General features: G+C 70.0%; 16 protein-coding genes. 7 read left to right on the top strand and 9 right to left on the bottom strand.

Features of this window, described 5'->3' with window-relative positions; translation table 11 throughout:
* Window positions 1-64: 64 nt before the first annotated feature.
* The 8 genes from FFT10_RS10415 to FFT10_RS10380 form a co-directional block, all read right to left on the bottom strand.
* On the bottom strand, window positions 65-1231 hold the full coding sequence (locus FFT10_RS10415) for an HDOD domain-containing protein (protein WP_162520757.1): 1167 nt from the start codon (window positions 1229-1231) through the stop codon (window positions 65-67).
* A 151-nt stretch (window positions 1232-1382) separates the two neighbouring features.
* A complete protein-coding gene (locus FFT10_RS10410; protein ID WP_137732755.1) occupies window positions 1383-2690 on the bottom strand; it encodes a TetR/AcrR family transcriptional regulator in 1308 nt (435 codons plus the stop codon).
* A gap of 34 nt (window positions 2691-2724) precedes the next feature.
* On the bottom strand, window positions 2725-3768 hold the full coding sequence (locus tag FFT10_RS10405; RefSeq protein ID WP_137732754.1) for an ABC transporter ATP-binding protein: 1044 nt from the start codon (window positions 3766-3768) through the stop codon (window positions 2725-2727).
* Window positions 3758-4771 carry an ABC transporter ATP-binding protein gene (locus FFT10_RS10400; RefSeq protein WP_137732753.1) on the bottom strand — a complete coding sequence of 338 codons (1014 nt, stop codon included), beginning with the start codon at window positions 4769-4771 and terminating at the stop codon, window positions 3758-3760. The genes FFT10_RS10405 and FFT10_RS10400 overlap by 11 nt, the downstream gene beginning before the upstream one ends.
* A 1-nt stretch (window position 4772) precedes the next feature.
* On the bottom strand, window positions 4773-6479 hold the full coding sequence (locus FFT10_RS10395; RefSeq protein ID WP_228027050.1) for an ABC transporter substrate-binding protein: 1707 nt from the start codon (window positions 6477-6479) through the stop codon (window positions 4773-4775).
* A 44-nt stretch (window positions 6480-6523) separates the two neighbouring features.
* A complete protein-coding gene (locus tag FFT10_RS10390; RefSeq protein ID WP_137732752.1) occupies window positions 6524-8242 on the bottom strand; it encodes an ABC transporter substrate-binding protein in 1719 nt (572 codons plus the stop codon).
* 61 nt (window positions 8243-8303) lie between these two features.
* Entirely contained in the window at window positions 8304-9185 is an 882-nt protein-coding gene (locus FFT10_RS10385) for an ABC transporter permease (RefSeq protein ID WP_137732751.1), read from the bottom strand.
* Window positions 9185-10141, bottom strand: a complete 957-nt coding sequence (locus tag FFT10_RS10380) for an ABC transporter permease (RefSeq protein WP_137732750.1) — start codon at window positions 10139-10141, stop codon at window positions 9185-9187. Before FFT10_RS10380 ends, FFT10_RS10385 begins: the two co-directional genes overlap by 1 nt.
* 284 nt (window positions 10142-10425) lie before the next feature.
* Between FFT10_RS10380 and FFT10_RS10375 the strand changes: the two genes are divergently transcribed.
* The 7 genes from FFT10_RS10375 (at window position 10426) to FFT10_RS10345 (ending at window position 20324) form a co-directional block, all read left to right on the top strand.
* Window positions 10426-11655 carry an acyl-CoA dehydrogenase family protein gene (locus FFT10_RS10375; protein ID WP_137732749.1) on the top strand — a complete coding sequence of 410 codons (1230 nt, stop codon included), beginning with the start codon at window positions 10426-10428 and terminating at the stop codon, window positions 11653-11655.
* Between the two features lie 2 nt (window positions 11656-11657).
* Window positions 11658-12782 (top strand): acyl-CoA dehydrogenase family protein, encoded by a 1125-nt coding sequence (locus FFT10_RS10370; protein WP_137732748.1) that lies wholly within the window; start codon window positions 11658-11660, stop codon window positions 12780-12782.
* A 54-nt stretch (window positions 12783-12836) separates the two neighbouring features.
* Window positions 12837-14939: a 3-hydroxyacyl-CoA dehydrogenase NAD-binding domain-containing protein gene (locus tag FFT10_RS10365; protein WP_137732747.1), complete on the top strand. Its 2103-nt coding sequence runs from the start codon at window positions 12837-12839 to the stop codon at window positions 14937-14939.
* A gap of 26 nt (window positions 14940-14965) precedes the next feature.
* Window positions 14966-16144: an acetyl-CoA C-acyltransferase gene (locus FFT10_RS10360; RefSeq protein ID WP_137732746.1), complete on the top strand. Its 1179-nt coding sequence runs from the start codon at window positions 14966-14968 to the stop codon at window positions 16142-16144.
* Between the two features lie 2 nt (window positions 16145-16146).
* Window positions 16147-17124 (top strand): Bug family tripartite tricarboxylate transporter substrate binding protein, encoded by a 978-nt coding sequence (locus tag FFT10_RS10355; protein WP_137732745.1) that lies wholly within the window; start codon window positions 16147-16149, stop codon window positions 17122-17124.
* The gene (locus tag FFT10_RS10350; RefSeq protein ID WP_137732744.1) at window positions 17124-17978 is read left to right on the top strand and encodes a Crp/Fnr family transcriptional regulator; all 855 of its coding nucleotides are present in this window, start codon (window positions 17124-17126) and stop codon (window positions 17976-17978) included. Before FFT10_RS10355 ends, FFT10_RS10350 begins: the two co-directional genes overlap by 1 nt.
* 129 nt (window positions 17979-18107) lie before the next feature.
* On the top strand, window positions 18108-20324 hold the full coding sequence (locus tag FFT10_RS10345; protein ID WP_137732743.1) for an ATP-binding protein: 2217 nt from the start codon (window positions 18108-18110) through the stop codon (window positions 20322-20324).
* Window positions 20325-20340: 16 nt separating this feature from the next.
* On the opposite strand, the gene FFT10_RS10340 is transcribed toward FFT10_RS10345, so the two are convergent.
* Window positions 20341-21261, bottom strand: a complete 921-nt coding sequence (locus tag FFT10_RS10340; protein WP_137732742.1) for a transglutaminase-like domain-containing protein — start codon at window positions 21259-21261, stop codon at window positions 20341-20343.
* Window positions 21262-21276 lie beyond the last annotated feature (15 nt).

The following is a 21276-nucleotide window of genomic DNA, read 5'->3' as shown; positions in this document are numbered from 1 at the left end:
CGATCGGTGGCAAGGCGACCCGCCCATTCTGCGATGCCGGCGCCGCCCGCGCCGGCCGGCGGGATCAGCGCGGGCCGCGCATGCCCTGCTGCAGCGCCAGCAGCGGCTGCGCCAGGTCGGCCGACAGCAGCAGCTCGGGCAGCCGCGCGAACATCGGCGCAGCCAGGTGCTCGCGCAGGTGGTAGCTCTCCTCGGCGTCGGTGATCGCCATGGCCAGGCCGGCCAGGCCGGCCGCGCTGGCCGGGCTGGCGCTGCTGCAGGCCAGCTGCTCGCCGATGCGGGCGCACAGGTGGGCCAGGGCCAGGCGCTGGTGGGTCTCGGCATCGCGGCCGCCGGCCGGCACGACCAGCAGCCGGTCGATGGCGCGCACGCCGTCGATGATCGGGTCCGGCAGGCCCCAGGCCTGCAGCAGCAGGCCACCCAGCTCGGCCGGCCCCAGGCCCAGCGCCGCCTGGGCGCGCGCGGTGCGCGCCAGCAGCGGGCCGGTGGAGGCCGGATCCTCGTCCTTGGCAGCCAGCAGCGTGGACATCGCCAGGTGGCCCAGGAAGGACAGCAGCGTCTGCGCCACCAGCGTGCCGCTGTCGGCCAGACCCAGGCGCGCGGCCAGCCGGCTGCACAGCTCGCTGGCCAGCGCGCTGGCGTTCCACAGCTCGCGCGTGGTCTGCCGCAGCGCCGCCGGCCGGTGCGGGAAGGAATCGTCCAGCAGGTCGCGCAGGCAGATGCTGCGCACCGTGTTCAGCCCGAGGAAGGTGATGGCCTGGCCGATGCTCGACACCGGCCGCGACAGGCCGTGGTGCGGCGCATTGACGCTGGCCAGCACCTTGGCGGCGATCTGCGCCTCGCCACTGATCAGGTCGCTCAGGGCCTGCGAGCTGGCGCGGTCGAGGAACTGCGGCGACAGCATCTGGTGCACCGCCGCCGGCGGCCGGCGGATGCTGGCCATGGCCTCGGTCAGCGCCTGGCGCTGCGGGCCGGGCAGATCGTCCGCCAGCAGCCAGCGGAAGCTGCCGACCAGGGCCGGCGGCAGCACCAGCGGCGGCGGCGGGTTGGCCGCGGCCGCCACCGGGGGCCGCGGTGCGGCGCCCACACTGGCCGGTGCCGCGGCCGGCAGCGGCGTGCGCTGCGGCCGGGCGGGCGCGGCCGGGACCGCCACCCGGGCACGGCTGCGCCACAGCAGGAAGCCGCCGGCCAGGGCAGCCAGCAGCAACAGCGAGAGCAGGATCAGGGCCATGGCGCGGGGCGGGAGTACAACGATGGCTGGATATCGCCCGCCACACGGCCGGCTTGAGCGCGGCGGCGCAAGAAAGCCGGAAGCGGTGACGGTGTGGGCACGCCCCGCGCGAGCGCTTGGGTCGTCGTGGTCCGGCTGCGGTTGCGCGCCGTCAGCCGGCGCTGCACAGCAGGCCCAGCAGGGCCGGCCGGGTGTAGAGCGCCGTGGAGGTGGCCGGGCTGATGCCCGGCACCCAGCGCTGCAGCTCGGCCGCGGCATTGATCGCCGAGGACAGCAGCTGGGCGGCGATGGCCGGGTCGTGCGGGCGCAGGCTGCCGTCTTCCAGGCCGTCGACCAGCAGGCCGGCGATCACGCCGGTGAGCTGCTGCAGCTGGCGGCGCACATGGGCGCGCTGGGGTTCGTCGGGCAGGGCGCTGGTGGCGCTGGTGCGCAGCAGCGGGCCTTGCGACCCCAGCTGGAAGCGCACCAGCGCGTCCGTCGCCGCACAGGCCCGTTGCCAGGCCGGGCCGGGGGCGCCGGCGGCGGCGCGCAGCGTCTGGCCCACCACCGCGAAGCTGCGGTCGAAGCAGGCGGTGATCAGGTCGTGCTTGGTCTCGTTGTGGTGGTAGAACGAGCCCTTGGTCACATGCAGCCGGGCCGAGATGCGCTCGACCGAGGCGCCGCGGTAGCCCTGCTCGTTGACCAGCATGGTGGCCGCGCGCAGGAAGGCATCGGCGGTGTGGTCGTCGGCCGTGTGGTTGCCGGTGCTCGCTCCGGCCGGGTGCAGCGCAGCCGCGGCCACCGCGTCCAGCCCCAGCGGGGCCAGGCTGGTCGCGTCAGGCCAGGCCACGCCGGCGGCCGCCAGGCCCTGCAGCAGCAGCTGGCCCTGGCGCTGGGCCACGCGGGGATAGTCATCGACCGCATGGCGCTGCACCCAGGCGCGCAGCCAGTGGGCGGCTGAGAGCAGCAGGTGGGCGCGGGCGTTGAGGTCGTCGCGGCCCAGAGCGGCGGTCTCCGGGCCGTCCAGCAGCGCCCGCACGCGGCGGAACATGCCGTTGTAGGCGGCGAACACGCTGGCTGCCTGGGCTTCGGGCAGCGCGCGGATGTCGGCAAAGCCGATCAGCGCTGGCTGGCTGCCGCTGTCCATGCCGGCCAGCAGCTGGGCATGCAGTTGCAGGAAGCAGAGCACCCGTGCCGCCGCCGTGGCCGCCGGCGCCTCTGCCTGGGCCTGCCGGGCCAGCGCCTCGTGCGCCGCGATGGCACGCAGGAAGCAGGCGGTGGCCAGGTCCTCCTTCTTGCGGTAGTAGTAGGTCAGGCTGGTGGTGACCAGGCCCACCTGGGCGGCGATCTCGCCCAGCGTGGCGCCCTTGACGCCCTGGGCGTTGAAGTGGCGGGCCGCCGCGTCCAGCAGCACCTCGCGCTTCTCCTGGAAGCGGGCGGTCGGTGGCGGCAGGGTGGTGCCGGGGACCGACGGCTGCATGCGGGCGGCTTTCGGCGGCTGGGCGGGCCGGGTTTCAGGCGGCGGCCGCCAGGGCCGTCGAGCCGGCCGACACCGGGGCCGACACGGTGTGCAGGTGGCAGGCCACCGCCCGGCCGGCACCCAGGTGGCTCAGGTCGGCCAAGGGCGGGTCGTCGGTGCGGCACTTGGCCATGGCATGCGGGCAGCGGGTGTGGAAGCGGCAGCCCGGCGGCGGCTTCAGCGCGCTGGGCACCTCGCCCTGCACGACGATGCGCTGGCGCGCCCGCTCGACCACCGGATCGGCCACCGGCACCGCCGACAGCAGGGCCTGGGTATACGGGTGCAGCGGCGCGCGGTAGAGGTCGTCCCGGCTGGCGATCTCGACGATGCGGCCCAGGTACATCACCGCCACCCGGTGGCTGAGGTGGCGCACCACGGCCAGGTCATGCGCGATGAACAGGTAGGCCAGGCCGAGGCGCTCCTGCAGCTCCTGCAGCACGTTGACCACCTGGGCCTGGATCGACACGTCCAGCGCCGACACCGGCTCGTCGCAGATAATCAGGCTGGGCTCCAGCGCCAGTGCGCGGGCGATGCCGATGCGCTGGCGCTGGCCGCCTGAGAACTCATGCGGATAGCGGTCGGCCATGTCGGGCAGCAGGCCCACGGTCTTGAGCAGGCCGGCGATGCGGTCCTGGTACTCGCCGGGGTTCTTGTCCATGCCGTGCACCTGCAGCGGCTCGCCCACCAGATCCCGCACCTTCATGCGCGGGTTGAGGCTGCCGTACGGATCCTGGTAGACCATCTGCATGCGCCGGCGGAAGGTGCCGGTGCGGGCCTGCTGGGTGGTGATGTCGGCGCCTTCGAAGATGACGCGGCCACTGGTCACCGGCTGCATGCGCAGCACCGCCAGGCCGGTGGTGCTCTTGCCGCAGCCGCTTTCGCCCACCAGGCCCAGCGTCTCGCCGGCGTTCAGGCTGAACGACACGCCGTCCACCGCCTTGACGGCGCCGGCCGATCTGCGCAGCAGGCCGGCGGCCGGCAGCGGGAAGTGCACCTTCAGGTTGTCGACCTGCAGCAGGGGGGCGGTGTCAGGCGGCATGGGCTTGGGCGGGCTGGAGGACGGCGTCGATGGCGTGGTCGTGGTGGCAGGCGGCCAGGTGGCCGGGCTCCACCATGCGCAGCAGCGGCCGGCTGGCGCTGCACTGCGCATCGGCATGCTGGCAGCGCGGTGCAAAGGCGCAGCCCGGCGGCAGGCGGGCCAGGTCGGGTGGCTGGCCCTGGATCGGCACCAGGCGCTGGCCGGCATGGCTGTCCAGCCGCGGGATCGAGGCCAGCAGGCCGCGGGTGTAGGGGTGGCGCGGGCTGGCGTACAGCGCGCCGGCCTCGGCCTGCTCGACGATGCGCCCGCCGTACATCACCGCCACATGGTCGGCGTAACGCGCCACCACGCCCAGGTCATGGGTGATCAGGATCAGCGCGGCGCCGGTCTCGCGGGTCAGTTCCTTCAGCAGGTCCAGGATCTGGGCCTGCACCGTCACATCCAGCGCGGTGGTGGGCTCGTCGGCGATGATCAGCTTGGGCTGGCAGGCCAGCGCCATCGCGATCATCGTGCGCTGGCGCATGCCGCCCGAGTATTGGTGCGGCCAGGTCTGCAGGCGGCTGGCGGCATCGGGGATGCGCACCTTACCCAGCAGGCCCTTGGCCACCTCGTAGGCCTGGGTCCAGGGCATCTTGCGGTGCAGGTTCACCGGCTCGGCGATCTGCATGCCCACGGTCAGCGCCGGGTTCAGGCTGCTCATCGGCTCCTGGAAGATCATCGCGATGCGGTCGCCGCGGATGGCACGCATCTCGGCATCGCTGAGCTTCAGCAGGTCCTGCCCCTCGAACAGGAGCTGCCCATTGGTGATGCGGCCCGGCGGATCGGGGATCAGCCGCATCAGCGACAGCGCGGTGACGCTCTTGCCCGAGCCCGATTCGCCGACGATGGCCAGCGTCTGCCCCGGCTGCACGCTGAAGCTGACGTCGTCGACGGCGGTCAGTTCACCCCGCTCGGTGCGGAAGCGGGTGGTGAGGTTCTTGACCTCGAGCAGCGGTGCAGCCATGTCAGAAGCCCATCTTCTTTTTCATCTCTTGATCGATCCACACGCGGGCATGGATCGGGCCGGGCCGGTCGGCGCCTGCGCGCAGCTCGCCGCCGTAGTTCTTCACCCACGGCCACCAGGCGGTGTAGACATGCGGCACGGGCAGGAAGATGTGCGGCGCCTTGTCCAGGATCTCGCGCGTCATCAGCTTGACCTTGATCTGGCGCACCCGCTCGTCGGGCTCGGCATAGACCTCGGCCATCTTCTTGTCGAACTCCGGGTCGCTGTGCTGCGACGGGTTCCAGGTCTGCTTGGTGACGAAGGTCTTGCGCAGCGAGGTGGTGGGGTTGTTCAGGCCGGCCTGCAGGAAGTAGCCCGCGGCATTGGTCTTGGTGGTCATGGCCGACAGGTAGGCCGAGTACTCCATGACCTGGATCTCCATCTTCACCCCCACCTTGGCCAGGTAGGCGGCGATCAGCGCCAGCAGGTCGTTGTCCAGGCTGGCCGAGGAGGTCTGCGTCTTGAAGCTGAAGCCGTTGGGGTAGCCGGCCTCGGCCAGCAGCTGCTTGGCCTTGGTCGGGTTGAAGGTGTAGAGCTCGCGGACCGACTCGGGCATCTCGGCCAGCGGTTCGTAGTAGCCACCCCAGCTGGAGTGCATGGGGAAGCCCAGCATCTCGGCATTGCCGCCGTAGTAGGCCTTGATGATCTCGGGCTTGTTGATCGCCATGTTCAGCGCCCGGCGCACCCGCACATCGTCGAACGGCTTCTGGTCCATGCGCAGCGTGATGTAGCTGCCGTTGTTGCTGATGATCTTGTTCCACTGCAGCTTGGGCGCGCTCTTCTTCAGCTCGTCCACCGCGCTCCAGCGCACCGCTTCCATGATGTCGATCTTGCCGGTGCGCAGCGCCGTCAGCGCGGTGCTCTCGTCCTTGATGTAGCGGTAGGTGATGGTGTCGGCGAACGGCAGCTTGTAGGGCGCGCCGCCGATGGTCTCGCTGTCCCAGTAGGCCGGGTTCTTCGTGAAGGTCATCTGGTTGCCCTGCACGTAGTTCGTCAGGGCATACGGCCCGGTGCCGCTGACGTTCTTCCAGTCCTTGGCGCCGGCCTCCATCACCTCTTTCGGCACGATGGCCGAGTAGTAGCCCCAGCCCCAGCGGTAGTCCCACTCGGCGTTGTAGCTGCTGAAGTGCATGGTGAAGCTGTGCTTGCCCGTCACCTCGATGCGGCTGACATGGTCCCAGTAGGTCGGGATCTTCTTGGGGCTCTTGTTGACGCGGTCGAAGCTGTAGACCACGTCGTCGGCCACCAGCTCGCGGGCGGCCATGATGCCGGGCTTGGCCGGCCACTGGATGCCCTTGCGCAGCTGCACCTCCAGCCGCCACGGGTTCTGCTTCAGTTCCCACTTCTCGGCCAGCTCGCCCTTCAGGCTGTCGGGCGGCAGGAAGGAATCCGAGACGAACGGGTACTTGCCGCCGTTGCGCCTGGCCTTGGACAGGTCGGCCACGAACAGCTGCTCATAGACCAGGCCGGTGTCCTGGTTGAACTTCCAAGCCATGTCGGCCGAATCGAAGGTCAGCGGCGAGATCGTGTAGTACACGTTCGCCACGCTGAGCGCGCCGCCGTACTGCGGCTTCTCGGCCGCGGCTGGTGCGGTGGCGGGCTTGGGCTGCGCCTGGGCAGCGCCCGACAGGGCCAGCAGGGTTGCGGCCGCGATTGCAAGCATCTTCATGGCTGTCTCCTCGGTGGTGGTGTGGCGCCGCGGGCTGCGCCCGCTCAGAAGCCGAGCTTCTTCTTCAGGTCCTGGTCGACCCACATGCGGGCATGGATCGGGTTGGGCCGTTCGCTGCCGGCGCGCAGCTCACCGCCGTAGTTCTTCACCCATGGCCACCAGGCGGTGTAGCTGTAGGCGTTGGGCAGGAAGATCAGCGGCGCCTTCTCCAGGATCTCGCGGGTCATCAGCTTGACCTTGATCTGGCGCACCCGCTCGTCCGGCTCGGCATAGACCTCGGCCATCTTCTTGTCGAACTCCGGATCCGCCCACTGCGACGGGTTCCAGTACTGGCCCTTGACGAAGTTCTTGCGCAGAGACGTCGTCGGGTTGGTGGCGCCGGTGAACATGAAGTAGCCCGGGGCATTGGTCTTGGTGCCCATGGCCGACATGTAGGCCGGGTACTCCATCACCTGGATCTCCATCTTCACGCCCACCTTGGCCAGGTAGGCGGCCACCATGGCCAGGAGGTCGTTGTCGGTGGAGGCCGAGGTGGTCTGGGTCTTGAAGCTGAAGCCGTTGGGGTAGCCGGCCTCGGCCAGCAGCTGCTTGGCCTTGGCGGGGTTGTAGACGAACAGCTCCTTCACCGATTCGGGCATGTCCGACAGCGGCTCGTAGTAGCCCGTCCAGGTGGGGTGCATCGGGAAGCCGAGCATCTCGGCATTGCCGCCCCAGTAGGTCTTGATGATCTCGGGCTTGTTGACCGCCATGTTCAGCGCGCGGCGCACGCGGATGTCGTCGAACGGCTTCTGGTCGACCCGCATCGCGACGAACATGCCGCCCATCGCCAGCACCTTGTTCCATTGCAGCTTGGGCGCGTTCTTCCGCAGTTCGTCGGCCGCGCTCCAGCGGATGGACTCCAGCACATCCACCTTGGCGGTGCGCAGGGCGGTCAGCATCGTCGCCTCATCCTTGATGAAGCGGTAGGTGATGCCGTCGACGAAGGGCAGCTTGTAGGGCTGGCCGCCGATGGTCTCGCTGTCCCAGTAGTTCGGGTTCTTCTTGAACGACAGCGAATTGCCCTGGATGTAGTTGTCGACCATGAACGGGCCGGTGCCGTTCATGTTCTTCCAGTCCTGCGCGCCGGCGGCCACCACCTCCTTGGGCATGATGGCCGAGTAGTAGCCCCAGCCGAAGCGGTAGTCGTACTCGGCGTTGTAGTGCTTGTAGGTGAACACCACCGTGTGCTTGCCGGTGGCCTCGACCTTCTCGACGTGGTCGAAGTAACCGGCGATCTTCTTCGGGCTCTTGTTGAGCCGGTCGTAGCTGTAGACCACGTCCTCGGCGGTCATCTCGCGCGCGGCCATCACACCCTGCTTGGCCGGGAACATGATGCCCTTGCGCAGCTGCACTTCCAGCCGCCACGGGTTCTGCTTCAGCTCCCACTTCTCGGCCAGCTCGCCGCGCTGGCCCTGCGGCGGCAGGTAGGCGTCGCTCTGGAAGGGGAACGGCCCGCCATTGCGCTTGGCCTTGCTCAGGTCGGCAGCGATCAGCTGCTCATAGACCAGGCCGGTGTCCTGGTTGTGCTTCCAGGGCCAGTCAGCGGCGTCGAAGCTCAGCGGCGAGACGGTGTAGTAGACATTGCCGATGCTCAGCGAGCCGCCGTACTGCGGCTTCTCGGCCGGCGCAGCGGCCGGCTTGGCCTGGCCCCAGGCCGGTGACGTGGCCACCAGTGCCGCGGCGACCACGCAGACCAGGCGTTGGGGGAACTGCAGACGGACCATGGGTGTCTCCTCGTTGTGGGCCCGCGCAGGCGGGCTGGTCTTCTTGGTCTTGGTGCCGCAATCAGCGGGTGCCGCGCATGCGTGGATCCAGCAAGTCGCGCAGCGCATCGCCGAACACGTTGGTGGCGTACACCACGGCCGTCAGGCACAGGCCGGGCGCCAGCGCCAGCCAGGGGCCCTGGAACATGTAGGTGCGGCCGCTGCCCGACAGCATCGAGCCCCAGGTGGGTGCCGGTGGCGGCACGCCCAGGCCCAGGAAGCTGAGGCCCGATTCGGCCAGGATCACCGAGCCCACGCGGGTGGTGAACAGCACGATGATCGGCGGCAGCACATTGGGCAGCACATGCCGCCACAGGATGCGCAGCGTGCCCGCGCCGATGCTCTGCGCCGCATGCACATACATGTGCTCGCGCACCGACACCACCGCCGAGCGCACGATGCGCGAGCCGCCGATGCCCAGCAGCAGACCGAGCGTGAAGATGATCTGCGGCATGCCTGGGCCGAGCACGCTGACGACCACGATCAGCACGATCAGGTCGGGGAAGCTCATCCAGGCATCGACGAAGCGCTGCACCGCCATGTCGATCTTGCCGCCGAAGTAGCCGCTGACGATGCCGATGACACCCGAGATCAGTGTGGCCAGCGCCGCGGCCGAGCAGCCGATGATCACCGACAGCTGGGCGCCGTAGATGCAGCGCGAGAGCACGTCGCGGCCGAGGTTGTCGGTGCCGAACCAGTGCGCCCAGCTGGGCGCCTGCATGCGGTCGAGCGGCGCGATCTCGTTGTAGTCGTACGGGGCGACCCAGGGCGCGAACACGCCCACCACCACGAACAGCAGCAGCACCAGGCCGCCCACTGCGCCCAGCGGTTTGTCGCGCCACAGCCGTGCCAGGAAACTGTTGCTGCGCCGCTTGGCAGCGGGCAGGGGAAGTACCGCACTCATCAGCGCATCCTCACCTTCGGATCCAGGAAGCCGTAGCTCAGGTCGACCAGCAGGTTGATCAGCATCACCGCCACGCCCACCACCAGGAACACGCCGGTGATGATCGGGTAGTCACGCTGCTGCACCGCATCCAGCAGCAGCAGGCCCATGCCGGGGATGACGAAGATCTGCTCGATGATCACCGCCCCGCCGATCAGCAGCGGCGCCTGCAGCCCCACGAGGGTGACCACCGGGATCATCGCGTTGCGCAGCGCATGCCGCACGATCACCAGCCGCTCGCCCAGGCCCTTGGCCCAGGCGGTGCGGATGTAGTCCTGGCGCAGCACCTCCAGCATCATGGTGCGGGTCAGCCGCATCGTGACGGCCGACAGCGCCGCGCCCAGCACGATGCCGGGCAGCAGCATCTGCGACAGGTTGCCCGCCGGGTTGGCGAAGAAGGCCACGTAGTCGACCGACGGCGACCAGCCCCACCAGATCGACGGGAACACCACCACCATCGTGCCCAGCCAGAAGCTGGGTACGGCCAGCAGCAGGATGGAGAAGCTGCGCGCCAGGTAATCCCCCGCGGTGTCCTGCCGCACGGCCGAGTAGATGCCGATGGGCAGCGCGATGATCAGTCCCACCACCAGCGCGATCAGCCCCAGCTCGAAGGTGACCGGCAGGCGGGCCCGCAGGTGCTCGGTGACCGGCGTGCCCTGCCACAGCGAGTTGCCCAGGTCGCCATGCAGCACGATGGCCGAGACCCAGTGGAAGTACTGCTGCCACATCGGCTTGTCCATGCCGAGCGCGGCAATGATCTGCTCGCGGCTTTTCTTGTCGGCGGCCACGTCGTTCTGGCTGAGCATCAGGTCGATGACGTCGCCGGGGATCAACCGCACGGTGACGAACACGATGATGCTGGCCAGGATCAGCGTGGGCAGCAGCGCCAGAAGGCGGCGGATGACGTAGCTGCGCATCAGCCGCCCCGTGCCCGCCGGCCAGCGGCCGCCAAGACGTGCAGAACCCTTGCGCAAGAACGCACAAACCCGGTGTGCAACATGGGCTTTGTCTCCAGTCTGCCGGCGATGCGTGCCGCCGGCTGTGGCCACCATGATGCGCCGAGATAGAAGCCCGGGTACGCTATCGTTTTCCCGGGGTGTCACCCGGAGGACGGGCGGGTGGGCTACAGTTTCGAAAACAGGGTTTGTACCCTGGGCCGCCCCGGACACTTGGCCGGCCACCACCTGGAGACACCCTGCGCATGGCCAACTCCTCCGCCGCCGACACCCTTGCCGGCACCACCGGCGACACCCCCGATCTGGCTGGTTTCCGGGCCGAAACCCGGGCCTGGCTGCTGGCCAACTGCCCGGCGGAGATGCGCCAGCCCATGGCCACTGAGGACGATGTGTGCTGGGGCGGCCGAAAGTTCCGTTTCAGCTCGCCGGCGCAGCAGCAGTGGCTGGAGCGCATGGCCGAACGCGGCTGGACCGTGCCCACCTGGCCCAAGGCCTACGGTGGTGGCGGCCTGACGCCGCTGCAGGCCAAGGTGCTGGCGCAGGAGATGCGCGCACTGAACTGCCGCAGCCCGCTCAACAGCTTCGGCATCTGGATGCTGGGCCCGGCGCTGCTGAAGTTCGGCACCGAGGCGCAGAAGCTGGAGCACCTGCCGCCCATCGCACGCGGCCAGATCCGCTGGTGCCAGGGCTACAGCGAGCCCAATGCCGGCTCCGACCTGGCCAGCCTGGCCACCCGGGCCGAGGACCAGGGCGACCACTTCCTGGTCAGCGGCCAGAAGATCTGGACCAGTTATGCCGACAAGGCCGACTGGATCTTCTGCCTGGTGCGCACCAGCACCGAGAGCAAGCACAACGGCATCAGCTTCGTGCTGTTCGACATGGCCTCCCCGGGCGTGCGCACCCAGCCCATCCTGCTGATCAGCGGCGCCAGCCCGTTCTGCGAGACCTTCTTCGACAACGTGCGGGTCGAGAAGCGCAACCTGGTGGGCACGCAGGACAAGGGCTGGGATGTCGCCAAGTACCTGCTGGGCCATGAGCGCGAAATGATCGGCAGCATCGGCGACCGCGCCGCCGCCAGGCCGCTCGGCCTGCAGGCGGCCGCCGCCATCGGCCTGGACGCCCAGGGCCGGCTGGCCGACCCGCTGCTGCGGGCCCAGGTCGCCGAGTTCGAGGTCGACGAGGCGGCCTTCCGGCTGATGATGGAACGCGCCGGTGACCTCGCCCGCGGCAAGCAGGCCCACCCGGCCCTGCCGTCGATGCTGAAGTACTACGGCGCGGAACTCAACAAGCGCCGCTGGGAACTGATGATGGCGGTGTTCGGCGCCGACGCCCTGGAGTGGGAGAGCGACCGCTCCCGCCATGGCGACCGGGCCCGCACCTGGCTGCGCACCAAGGCCAACTCGATCGAGGGCGGCACCAGCGAGGTCCAGCTGAACATCATCAGCAAGCGCATTCTTGAACTGCCTGGAGCGTGAGCATGGCGCTGACCCTGACCGACGACCAGACCGCCCTGCGCGACAGCGCGCGGGATTTCCTCTCGGAGCAGAGCCCCGTCAAGGCGCTGCGCCAGCTGCGTGACAGCGCCGATGCCGACGGTTTCAGCCGCCCGCTATGGGCGCAGTTCGCCGAGATGGGCTACACCGGCGTGCTGGTGCCCGAGGCCCATGGCGGCCTGGGCCTGGGCCATGTGGAAGCCGGCGTGCTGATGGACCAGATCGGCCGCCAGCTGTGTGCCAGCCCGCTGCTGGCCTCGGGCATCGTGGCCACCACGGCGCTCACGCTGGCCGGCAGCGCGGCCCAGCAGGCCGCCTGGCTGCCCAAGCTGGCCACCGCCCGGGCGATCGCCACGCTGGCGGTGGACGAAGGCGGCAAGCACCGCCCGCAGCAGCTGGCCACCACGGCACGTGCCGACGGTGGCGGCTGGGTGCTCGACGGCGCCAAGGCGCTGGTGCTCGATGGCCATGTGGCCGACCTGTTCATCGTCGCCGCCCGCGTGGGCGATGCCGGCACCGGTCTGTTCCTGGTGCCGTCGGGCATGGCCGGCGTGCAGGTCGAGCGCACGGTGATGGTCGATGCCCACAACGCGGCGCGGCTGCAGTTCAAGTCGGTCCGGCTGCCGGCCGATGCGCTGCTGGGCACGCCCGAGACCGGCGCCGCCACCCTGGCCGCCACGCTGGATGCCGGCCGCTGCGCCGCCGCGGCCGAGCTGCTGGGCCTGGCCGACGAGGTGTTCGCCCGCACGATCGACTACATCAAGCAGCGCAAGCAGTTCGGCAAGCTGATCGGCGAGTTCCAGGGCCTGCAGCACCGCGCTGCCACGCTGTATGCCGACCTGGAGATCAGCCGCGCCGCGCTGATCGCCGCCCAGCAGGCGCTGGATGCCGACATCCACACTGCCGGCAAGGCCATCGCCGTGGCCAAGGCCCGCGCCGGCCGCACCGCCACCACGGCGGTGCAGGAAGGCGTGCAGATGCACGGCGGCATGGGCATGACCGATGCCTTCGAGATCGGCTTCTTCATGAAGCGCGCCCGGGTGTTGAACGAGCTGTGGGGCGACCAGCACTTCCACACCCACGCGTTCGCTTCACATGTCGGTTACTGACCGCATGCACGCTCACGTTTCCACGACTGAACTTCCCTGCGAAAGAGAAACACCATGACCACCCCTGGCAACACCTGCGTCAGCGTCCGCGTGCAAGGCGCCGTGGCCGTGCTCACCATGGACCGGCCGCCCGTCAACAGCCTCGGCTACGACCTGCGCGTGGGCATTGCCGACGCGCTGGACGTGGCCAATGCCAACCCGGCGGTGCAGGCCATCGTGCTGACCGGCACCGCCCGCGCCTTCTCGGCCGGCGCCGATGTCACCGAGTTCGGCACGTCCAAGGGCGCCAAGGAGCCGAACCTGCGCGTGGTGATCGGCCTGCTCGAGAACAACCCCAAGCCGGTGGTCGGCGCCATCGCCGGCCAGTGTCTGGGCGGTGGGCTGGAACTGGCCATGGGCTGCCACTTCCGCGTGGCGGCGCCTGATGCGCAGCTGGGCCTGCCGGAGGTGAAGATCGGCCTGCTGCCCGGCGCCGGTGGCACGCAGCGCCTGCCGCGGCTGATCGGCCTCGAGGCGGCGCTGAACATGATCGTCAGCGGTGCGCCGGTGGCTGCCGCCAAGTTCGCCGGCACGCCGCTGGTCGACAAGGTGATCGACGGTGACCTGACGGCCGGCGCCATCGCCTTTGCCGAAGAGGTGATCGAGCGCAAGCTGCCCGCGGTGCGTGCCCGCGACCGCAAGGTGACCGATCCGCAGGCCGAGGCCTTCCTGCAGTTCGCCCGCAACACCGTGGGGGCGATGAGCAAGCACTTCCCCGCGCCGATGAAGTGCCTGGAGGCGGTGGCCGCCAGCGTGGGCCAGTCGTTCGACAAGGGTGTGGCGGTCGAGCGCGAGGGCTTCCTCTCGCTGATGGCCAGCCCCGAGAGCAAGGCCCTGCGCCATGTCTTCATGGCCGAGCGTGCGGCCGCCAAGATCCCTGACCTGCCGGCCGACACCGCGCTGCGGCCGATCAAGAAGGTGGGCGTGATCGGCGCCGGCACCATGGGTGGCGGCATCACGATGAACTTCCTGAATGCCGGCATCCCGGTGGTGCTGCTCGAGATGAAGCAGGAGGCGCTGGACAAGGGCCTGGCCACCATCCGCCGCAACTACGAGAACACCATGAAGAAGGGCAAGCTCAAGCCCGAGCAGGTGGAGCAGCGCATGGCCGCTGTCACCGGCACCTTGAGCTACGACGGCTTCGCCGATGTCGACCTGGTGATCGAGGCGGTGTTCGAGAACATGGACGTCAAGAAGACGGTGTTCGAGACACTGGACAAGGTGTGCAAGCCCGGCGCCATCCTGGCGTCCAACACCAGCTACCTGAACGTCGACACCATCGCCGGCTTCACCAGGCGTCCGCAGGATGTGGTGGGCCTGCACTTCTTCAGCCCGGCCAATGTGATGCGCCTGCTGGAGGTGGTGCGCGGCGCCAAGACCGCACCCGATGTGCTGGCCACCAGCATGGCCGTGGCCAAGACGATCAAGAAGATCGCCGTGGTCTCGGGCGTGTGCGACGGCTTCATCGGCAACCGCATGCTGGCGCGCTATGGCGCGGCGGCCCAGGGCCTGCTGAATGCCGGCGCCCTGCCCCAGCAGATCGACGGCGCGCTGCAGGGCTACGGCATGGCCATGGGCCCGTTCCGCATGGGTGACCTGGCGGGCCTGGACATCGGCTGGGCCACGCGCAAGCGCAAGGCCGCCGAGGCCGGGGTCGAGCTCAAGCCCAGCGTGGCCGACAAGCTGGCCGAGGCCGGCCGCTTCGGCCAGAAGACCGGCGCCGGCTACTACCGCTACGAGGCCGGCAAGCGCGACCCGATCCCCGATCCGGTGACCGAGCAGCTGATCGCCGACTACCGCGCCGCCAACGGCATCACGCCGCGCAAGATCAGCAACGACGAGGTGGTCGAGCGCTGCATGTTCGCGCTGGTCAATGAAGGTGCGCGCATCCTGGAAGAAGGCATCGCCGCCCGCGCGTCGGACATCGACATCGTCTACCTCAACGGCTACGGCTTCCCGCTGCACCGCGGCGGCCCGATGCTGTATGCCGACACCGTGGGCCTGGCCAACGTGGTGCGCGCACTGCGCCGCTTTGCGGCCGAGCCCGGTGCCGATCCGTCCTGGCAGCCGGCGCCGCTGCTGGTGCGCCTGGCCGACGAAGGCAAGACCTTCAACTGAACCGACTGATCCGACAAAGGCACACCATGACCGACGCTGTCATCGTCTCCACCGCGCGCACCGGCCTGGCCAAGAGCTGGAAGGGCGCCTTCAACATGACCTATGGTGCCACCCTGGGCGGCCATGCGGTCCAGCATGCCGTGGCCCGCGCCGGCATCGATCCGGCTGAAATCGAAGACTGCATCATGGGCGGCACCTTCGGTGAAGGCACCACCGGCGGCAACATCGCCCGCGCCATCGCCCTGCGTGCCGGCCTGCCGGTCACCACCGCCGGCCTCACCATCAACCGCTTCTGCTCGTCGGGCCTGCAGAGCATCGCCCTGGCAGCCCAGCGCGTGCTGACCGAAGGCTGCCCGGCCATCGTGGCCGGCGGTGTCGAATCCATCAGCTGCGTGCAGAACGAGGCCAACAAGCACATGCGGGTGGACCCGTGGCTGATGGAGCACAAGCCCACGCTGTACTGGAACATGCTGCAGACCGCCGAACAGGTGATCCAGCGCTACAACATCCCCAAGCTTGCTCAGGACGAATACGGCGTGCGCAGCCAGCAGCGGGCCTTTGCCGCCCAGCAGGCCGGCAAGTTCAAGGACGAGATCGTGCCGATGACCACGGTGATGGGCGTGGTCGACAAGGCCAGCGGCCGCCTCACCCGCAAGGAAGTCACCATCGACAGCGACGAGGGCATCCGCGGCGACACCACGCTGGAGGCGGTGAGCGGCCTGCGCTCGGCCCTGCCGGGCGGCATCGTCACGGCCGGCAATGCCAGCCAGTTCTCCGACGGCGCCAGCGCGGTGGTGGTGATGAACGGCAAGCGCGCCGAGCAGCTGGGCATCCAGCCGCTGGGCATCTTCCGCGGCTTCGCCATCGCGGGCTGCGAGCCCGACGAGATGGGCATCGGTCCGGTCTTCGCCGTGCCGCGGCTGCTGCAGCGCGCCGGGCTGAAGGTGTCCGACATCGGCCTGTGGGAGCTGAACGAGGCCTTCGCCTGCCAGGTGCTGTACTGCCGCGACAAGCTGGGCATCCCCGATGAACTGCTCAACGTCAACGGCGGCGCCATCGCGGTGGGCCACCCGTACGGCGTGTCGGGCGCACGGCTGACCGGCCACGCGCTGATCGAGGGCAAGCGCCGCGGCGCCAAGTTCGTCGTGGTGACGATGTGCATCGGTGGCGGCCAGGGTGCCGCTGGTCTCTTCGAGGTGGTCTGATCATGCGCCGTCGCCTGTCTCTCTCGCTCGCCCTGCTCGTCGGTGCTGCGGCCCTGGCCGTGCCATCGGTCCACGCCCAGGCCGACTACCCCAACAAGCCGATCAAGCTGATCGTCGACGGCCCGGCCGGCGGCATCAACGACATCTGGGCCCGGCGCTACACCAACGTCGTCGGCCCGGCGATGAAGGCCACCTTCGTCATCGAGAACCGCAGTGGCGCCTCGGGCACGATCTCGGCCGAGGCGCTGACCCAGGCGCCGCCCGACGGCTACACCATGTACTACGGCGGCATGAACCCGCTGGTGCTGTTTCCCGGCGCCGGCGGCAAGGTGCGCTACGACCCGCTGAAGGACTTCCTGCCGATCGCCCTGGGCACGATGGGCTTTCCCACCCTGGTGGCGGGCGTCCATGTCGGCGCCAAGACCTTCGCCGAGGCCGTTGCCAAGGGCGTGGCGGCCGAGCGCACCTGCGGCACCGGCGGCAATGCCTCGGTGGCGCACTTCGCCTGCGACACCCTGGCGCGGGCCACCAAGGTCAAGCTGCTGAACGTGCCCTACAAGGCGGCGGCGCTGGCGGCGCAGGATGCGGCGGCCGGCCAGGTCGACTTCACCGCCGCGTTCTTCAGCGAGATCGATCCGCTGGTCAGCGCCGGCAAGCTGGTGCCGCTGGCGGTGTACGGCCCGCAGCGCCTGCCCCGGTACCCCAACGTGCCGACCATGGCCGAAGTGGGCCACCCCGAGCTGTCGCTGCCGTCCTTCAGCGGCTTCTTCTACCCGGTCGGCACGCCGGCGCCGATGGTGGCCAAGATGCATGCGGCGCTGGTGGCCGCGATGCAGACGCCCGAGCTGACCAACATCCTGGCCAATGCCGGCGGTGTCTACCAGGTCATGAGCCAGCCGGCCTTCGCCGACTTCTTCCGCCAGGAAATCGCCAAGTGGAAGAAGCTCTCGGCGGACAACAACATCCGTGTGGAGCAGTGATGGCCTACGTCTTTCCCCAGCGTGCCCTGCATCCCCAACCCCACCCGGGCACGCTGCGGCCGCCGCCGGCGCACCTGCCGGTGCCGCCGGTGGTCTCGCGCGCGCCGCTGCTGCCGGGCCTGCGCCCGGTGGAAAGCCAGCGCATCGAATCCGGCGCCTGGTTCGCCGGCCTGTCGGCCAGCCTGCGGGCGGCCATCCTGGCCGAGGCCCGGGTGCAGCATGTCAAGCGCGGCGCGCGCCTGGTCGAGCGTGGCGCGGTGGCCACCGAATGGGTGGGCGTGGCCAGCGGCGCGCTGGGCCTGGCCACGAGCTGGCGCGATGGCCGCGCCTTCACCATGGAACTGCTGGGCCCCGGTGACTGGTACGGCGACATCGCGCTGATCGACCACAGCCCGGTCGATCTCGACATCGTGGCCCAGGTGCACAGCACGGTGCTGCTGGTGCCGCTGGCCAGCCTGCAGCAGCTGCTCAACAGCCAGCCCGAGCTGCGCCATGCGCTGCTGCAGCTCGACTGCCGCCGCCTGCGCCACATGTTCCGCCGGCTGGAAGAGCTGCAGACCCTGCCGCTGAGCCAGCGCGTGGCCATCAAGCTGCAGCGCCTGCTCAAGCAGTTCGGCCGGCCGCCGGTGATGGGTGTGGTGCCCACGCAGGCGCGGCTGATCGAGCTGTCGCTCACGCAGGGTGACCTGGCGGCCCTGCTGTGCGCCAGCCGCCAGCGCATCAACGGCGTGCTGCGCCAGCTGCAGGCGCTGGGTGTGCTGGGCGGCAGCCATGGCCGCATCGAGGTGCTGCTGCCGCAGAAGCTGGCCGACGTGGCCAGTGGCAAGCTGATGCTGGACACGTCCGGCGCCTGATCGGCTTGCCGCGCCGCTGACGCGGCAGGTCAGCGGCCCTGCGTATGATGCATGGCCCCGGTTCCTGGCGCGCCGGCATCACGTCTGCGGTCGTGCTGCAGGACACCGGGGCCGTTGGAGAGCCCGCGCTTGAGCATCCGCGCACGACTGCTGATGGTGGCGCTGCTGGCCACGCTGCTGCCCGCACTGCTGGCACTGCTGCGCTTCCAGGACGACCGCCGCGCCCAGGTGGCTGCCGACGGGCAGCGCCTGGCGGCCCTGGCCCAGGCGCAGGCCGAGGACCTGCGCCAGCGCATCCTGGCCACCACCCAGCTGCAGTTCGGCCTGGCCCGTGCCAGTGTCCTGGTGCAGCCGGACCGCACCGCCTGCTCGGCCTTCCTGTCCGAGGTGCGCGAGGCCCATCCGCAGTACACCGGCATCCTCACCATCAACCCCGACGGCCGGCTGTTCTGCGATTCGCTGCGCAGCGGCCGCGAACTGGACCTCAACGACCGGGGCTACTTCCAGCGTGCCCGCAGCAGCAGCGAGGCGGTGGTGTTGGAACCGGCCTTCGGCCGCCTGACCGGCCGCGCCGTGCTGCAGGTGGCCTACCCGGTGCGCACGCCGGATGCCAGCCTGCGCTTCGTGCTGCTGGCCTCGCTCGATCTGGCGCGGGCCATGCGTCCGGCGGTCCAGCCCACCGCCGGCCGCCGCCTGCTGCTGCTGGACGACAACGGCCAGGTGCTGGCGGTGTCGCCGGCCGACGGCACCGGCCTGCAGGGCGGCATGCAGCTGGCCGGCACGCCACTGGGGCAGTTTGCGGCGGCCTCGCGCGAGGCCGGCACCACCGAGGTGGTGATGCCCGATGGCCAGCGCCATGTCTGGGCGCGGGCCGATGTGCGTGCGCTGGCGCCGGCCGGCCTGCGGGTGCTGGCTGGCGCACCCGAGGCCACCATCGTCGCCGCTGCCGACCAGCGCTTCCGGCGCGACGCCGCCTGGTACGCCGCCTTTGCTGCCGCGCTGTTCCTGACGGTGTGGTGGATGGCCGAGCGGGCGATCCGGCGGCCCATCGCCCGCATGACCGGCATGGCCGGCCGCCTGGCCAGCGGCGACCTGCAGGCGCGGGTGGACGGGCCGCTGCCGCGCGGCGAACTGGGCACGCTGGCCACGGCGCTGAACCAGGCCGCCGCGGCGCTGCAGGCCCAGCGCACCGACATCGGGGCGCTGCATGCCCGGCTGTCGCAGTCGCAGCGGCTGGAGGCGGTGGGCCAGCTCACCGGTGGCGTGGCCCATGACTTCAACAACCTGCTCACCGTGGTGCTGGGCCATGCCGACCTGCTGGCCGGCGACCGCCTGGATGCGGCGCAGCGCCGGCAAGCCCTGCACATGTTGATCGGCGCCGCCGAGCGTGGTGCGGTGCTGACCCGCCAGCTGCTGGCCTATGCCCGCCAGCAGCCGCTGGCGCCCAGCGCGGTCGATGTCAACCAGCTGGTCATGGCCATCCACCCGATGCTGCAGCGCACCCTGGGCGAACACATCGAGATCGCCGTCGACGGCGCGCCGCAGCTGTGGCCGGCCATGGTCGATGCCACGCAGCTGGAGAGCGCCCTGCTCAACCTGTGCCTGAACGCCCGCGACGCGATGCCGTCCGGCGGGCGGCTGACGCTGCACACCAGCCGGTTGACACTGCAGCCGGGCGACGCCGACCTGCCAGCGGGCGACTATGTGCGCCTGCGCGTGTCCGACACCGGCAGCGGCATTGCTGCGGACGATCTGCAGCGGGTGTTCGAGCCCTTCTTCACCACCAAGGAAAAGGGCAAGGGCACCGGCCTGGGCCTGGCGATGGTGTATGGCTTCGTGCGGCAGTCGGGCGGGCAGATCGGCATCAGCTCCGAGCCCGGGCATGGCACCACGGTGCAGCTGGACCTGCCGCGCGCCAGCAGCCCGGTGGCTGCCGCGACAGCCCTGCCGCCCGCTGCGGTGCGCGGTGGCCATGAGACGCTGCTGGTGGTGGAGGACGACGAGCTGGTGCGCCTGCTGGCCAGCGCCGAGCTGCAGGCCCTGGGCTACCGGGTGGTCGAGGCGGCCAACGGCGTGGACGCGCTGCGCCTGATCGAGCAGGGCCAGGCCTTCGACCTGCTGTTCACCGATGTGATCATGCCGGGCGGCCTGTCGGGCCGTGAGCTGGCCGATGCCGCCCGCCGTCTGCGCCCCGGCTTGCCGGTGCTGTTCACCTCCGGCTACACCGAGGACGCCTTCGCCCAGCCCGGCCGGCCCGATGCCGGGCTGCCGCTGCTGCCCAAGCCCTACCGGCGTGCCGAGCTGGCCCGTGCGGTGCGCGCGGCGCTGGAGCGGCCGCCGGGCTGAGCAGCCCGATCGCCGGTCAGGCCAGCTTGCGCACCAGCGGCGCCATCGACAGCATGGTGGCCGGGCCGTAGATGGTGGCAAAGGCCACGTCCTTGGCATCGCGGCCCGTGGCGATGCGCACCACGTCGTCGATCGGCGACATGTGGGTGGCGTCGAACAGCACCCAGCGCCCGCCCAGGTAGGCCTCGAACACCGCGTGGAAGTCGGGCGGCGGATCATCGAAGCTGGCGTAGCCCACCACCAGCCGCGCCGGGATGTTCAGCGCCCGGCAGAAGGTGACGCCCAGGTGGGCGAAGTCGCGGCAGACACCGGCGCGCTGGTTGAACACATCGCGCGCCGTCGTGAGCGCGTTCGAGGTGCCGATCTGGTAGTGGATGTTCTGGTGGATCCATTCCACCACCGCCTGCACCCGGCGCAGGCCGCGCGGCAGCTGGCCGAACAGCTGCTGCGTGACCTGGCTGAGCGCATCGGATTCGCAGTAGCGCGTCGGGTTCAGGTTGTGCAGCAGGTCGTCGGGCAGGTCGGCGATGGCCAGCTCGGCGGCCAGCGGATCCAGCGGCTGCACCGTGCGCTGCACGCGGGCCTGGTAGTGCAGTGTCAACAGGCCATTGTCGGCATGCAGGCGCAGGAAGCGGTGACCGATGTTCGGGTCGGCGAACACATGCCGGGGCAGGTTGGGCGTGATGACCAGGGATTCGCTGAGCACGGTCTGGTCAACGCCCTGCTGCGCATGGATCTGGAACAGGAAGTCGGACGGCCCGCGCACGTCGTACTGCAGCTGGCAGTCGATGTCGAAGGTCTGCTGCACCGGGATGTCGGGCACGGTGGCGCGCTGGGTGTAGATCACCGCACTCGGCGATTGCGCTGCGGCGCCGGAGCCGGTGTGGCTGGGGCTGTTGGGGGCGTTGAGGCTGGTGGCAAACGGAATGGCGGACATGGGTGGGGCCGGGCG

Origin of the sequence: Pseudaquabacterium pictum (assembly GCF_005403045.1) — a bacterium.
GTDB lineage: Bacteria > Pseudomonadota > Gammaproteobacteria > Burkholderiales > Burkholderiaceae_C > Pseudaquabacterium > Pseudaquabacterium pictum.
The sequence above is the reverse complement of the archived record's forward strand: the minus strand, read 5'-3'. Positions and strand labels throughout refer to the sequence as shown.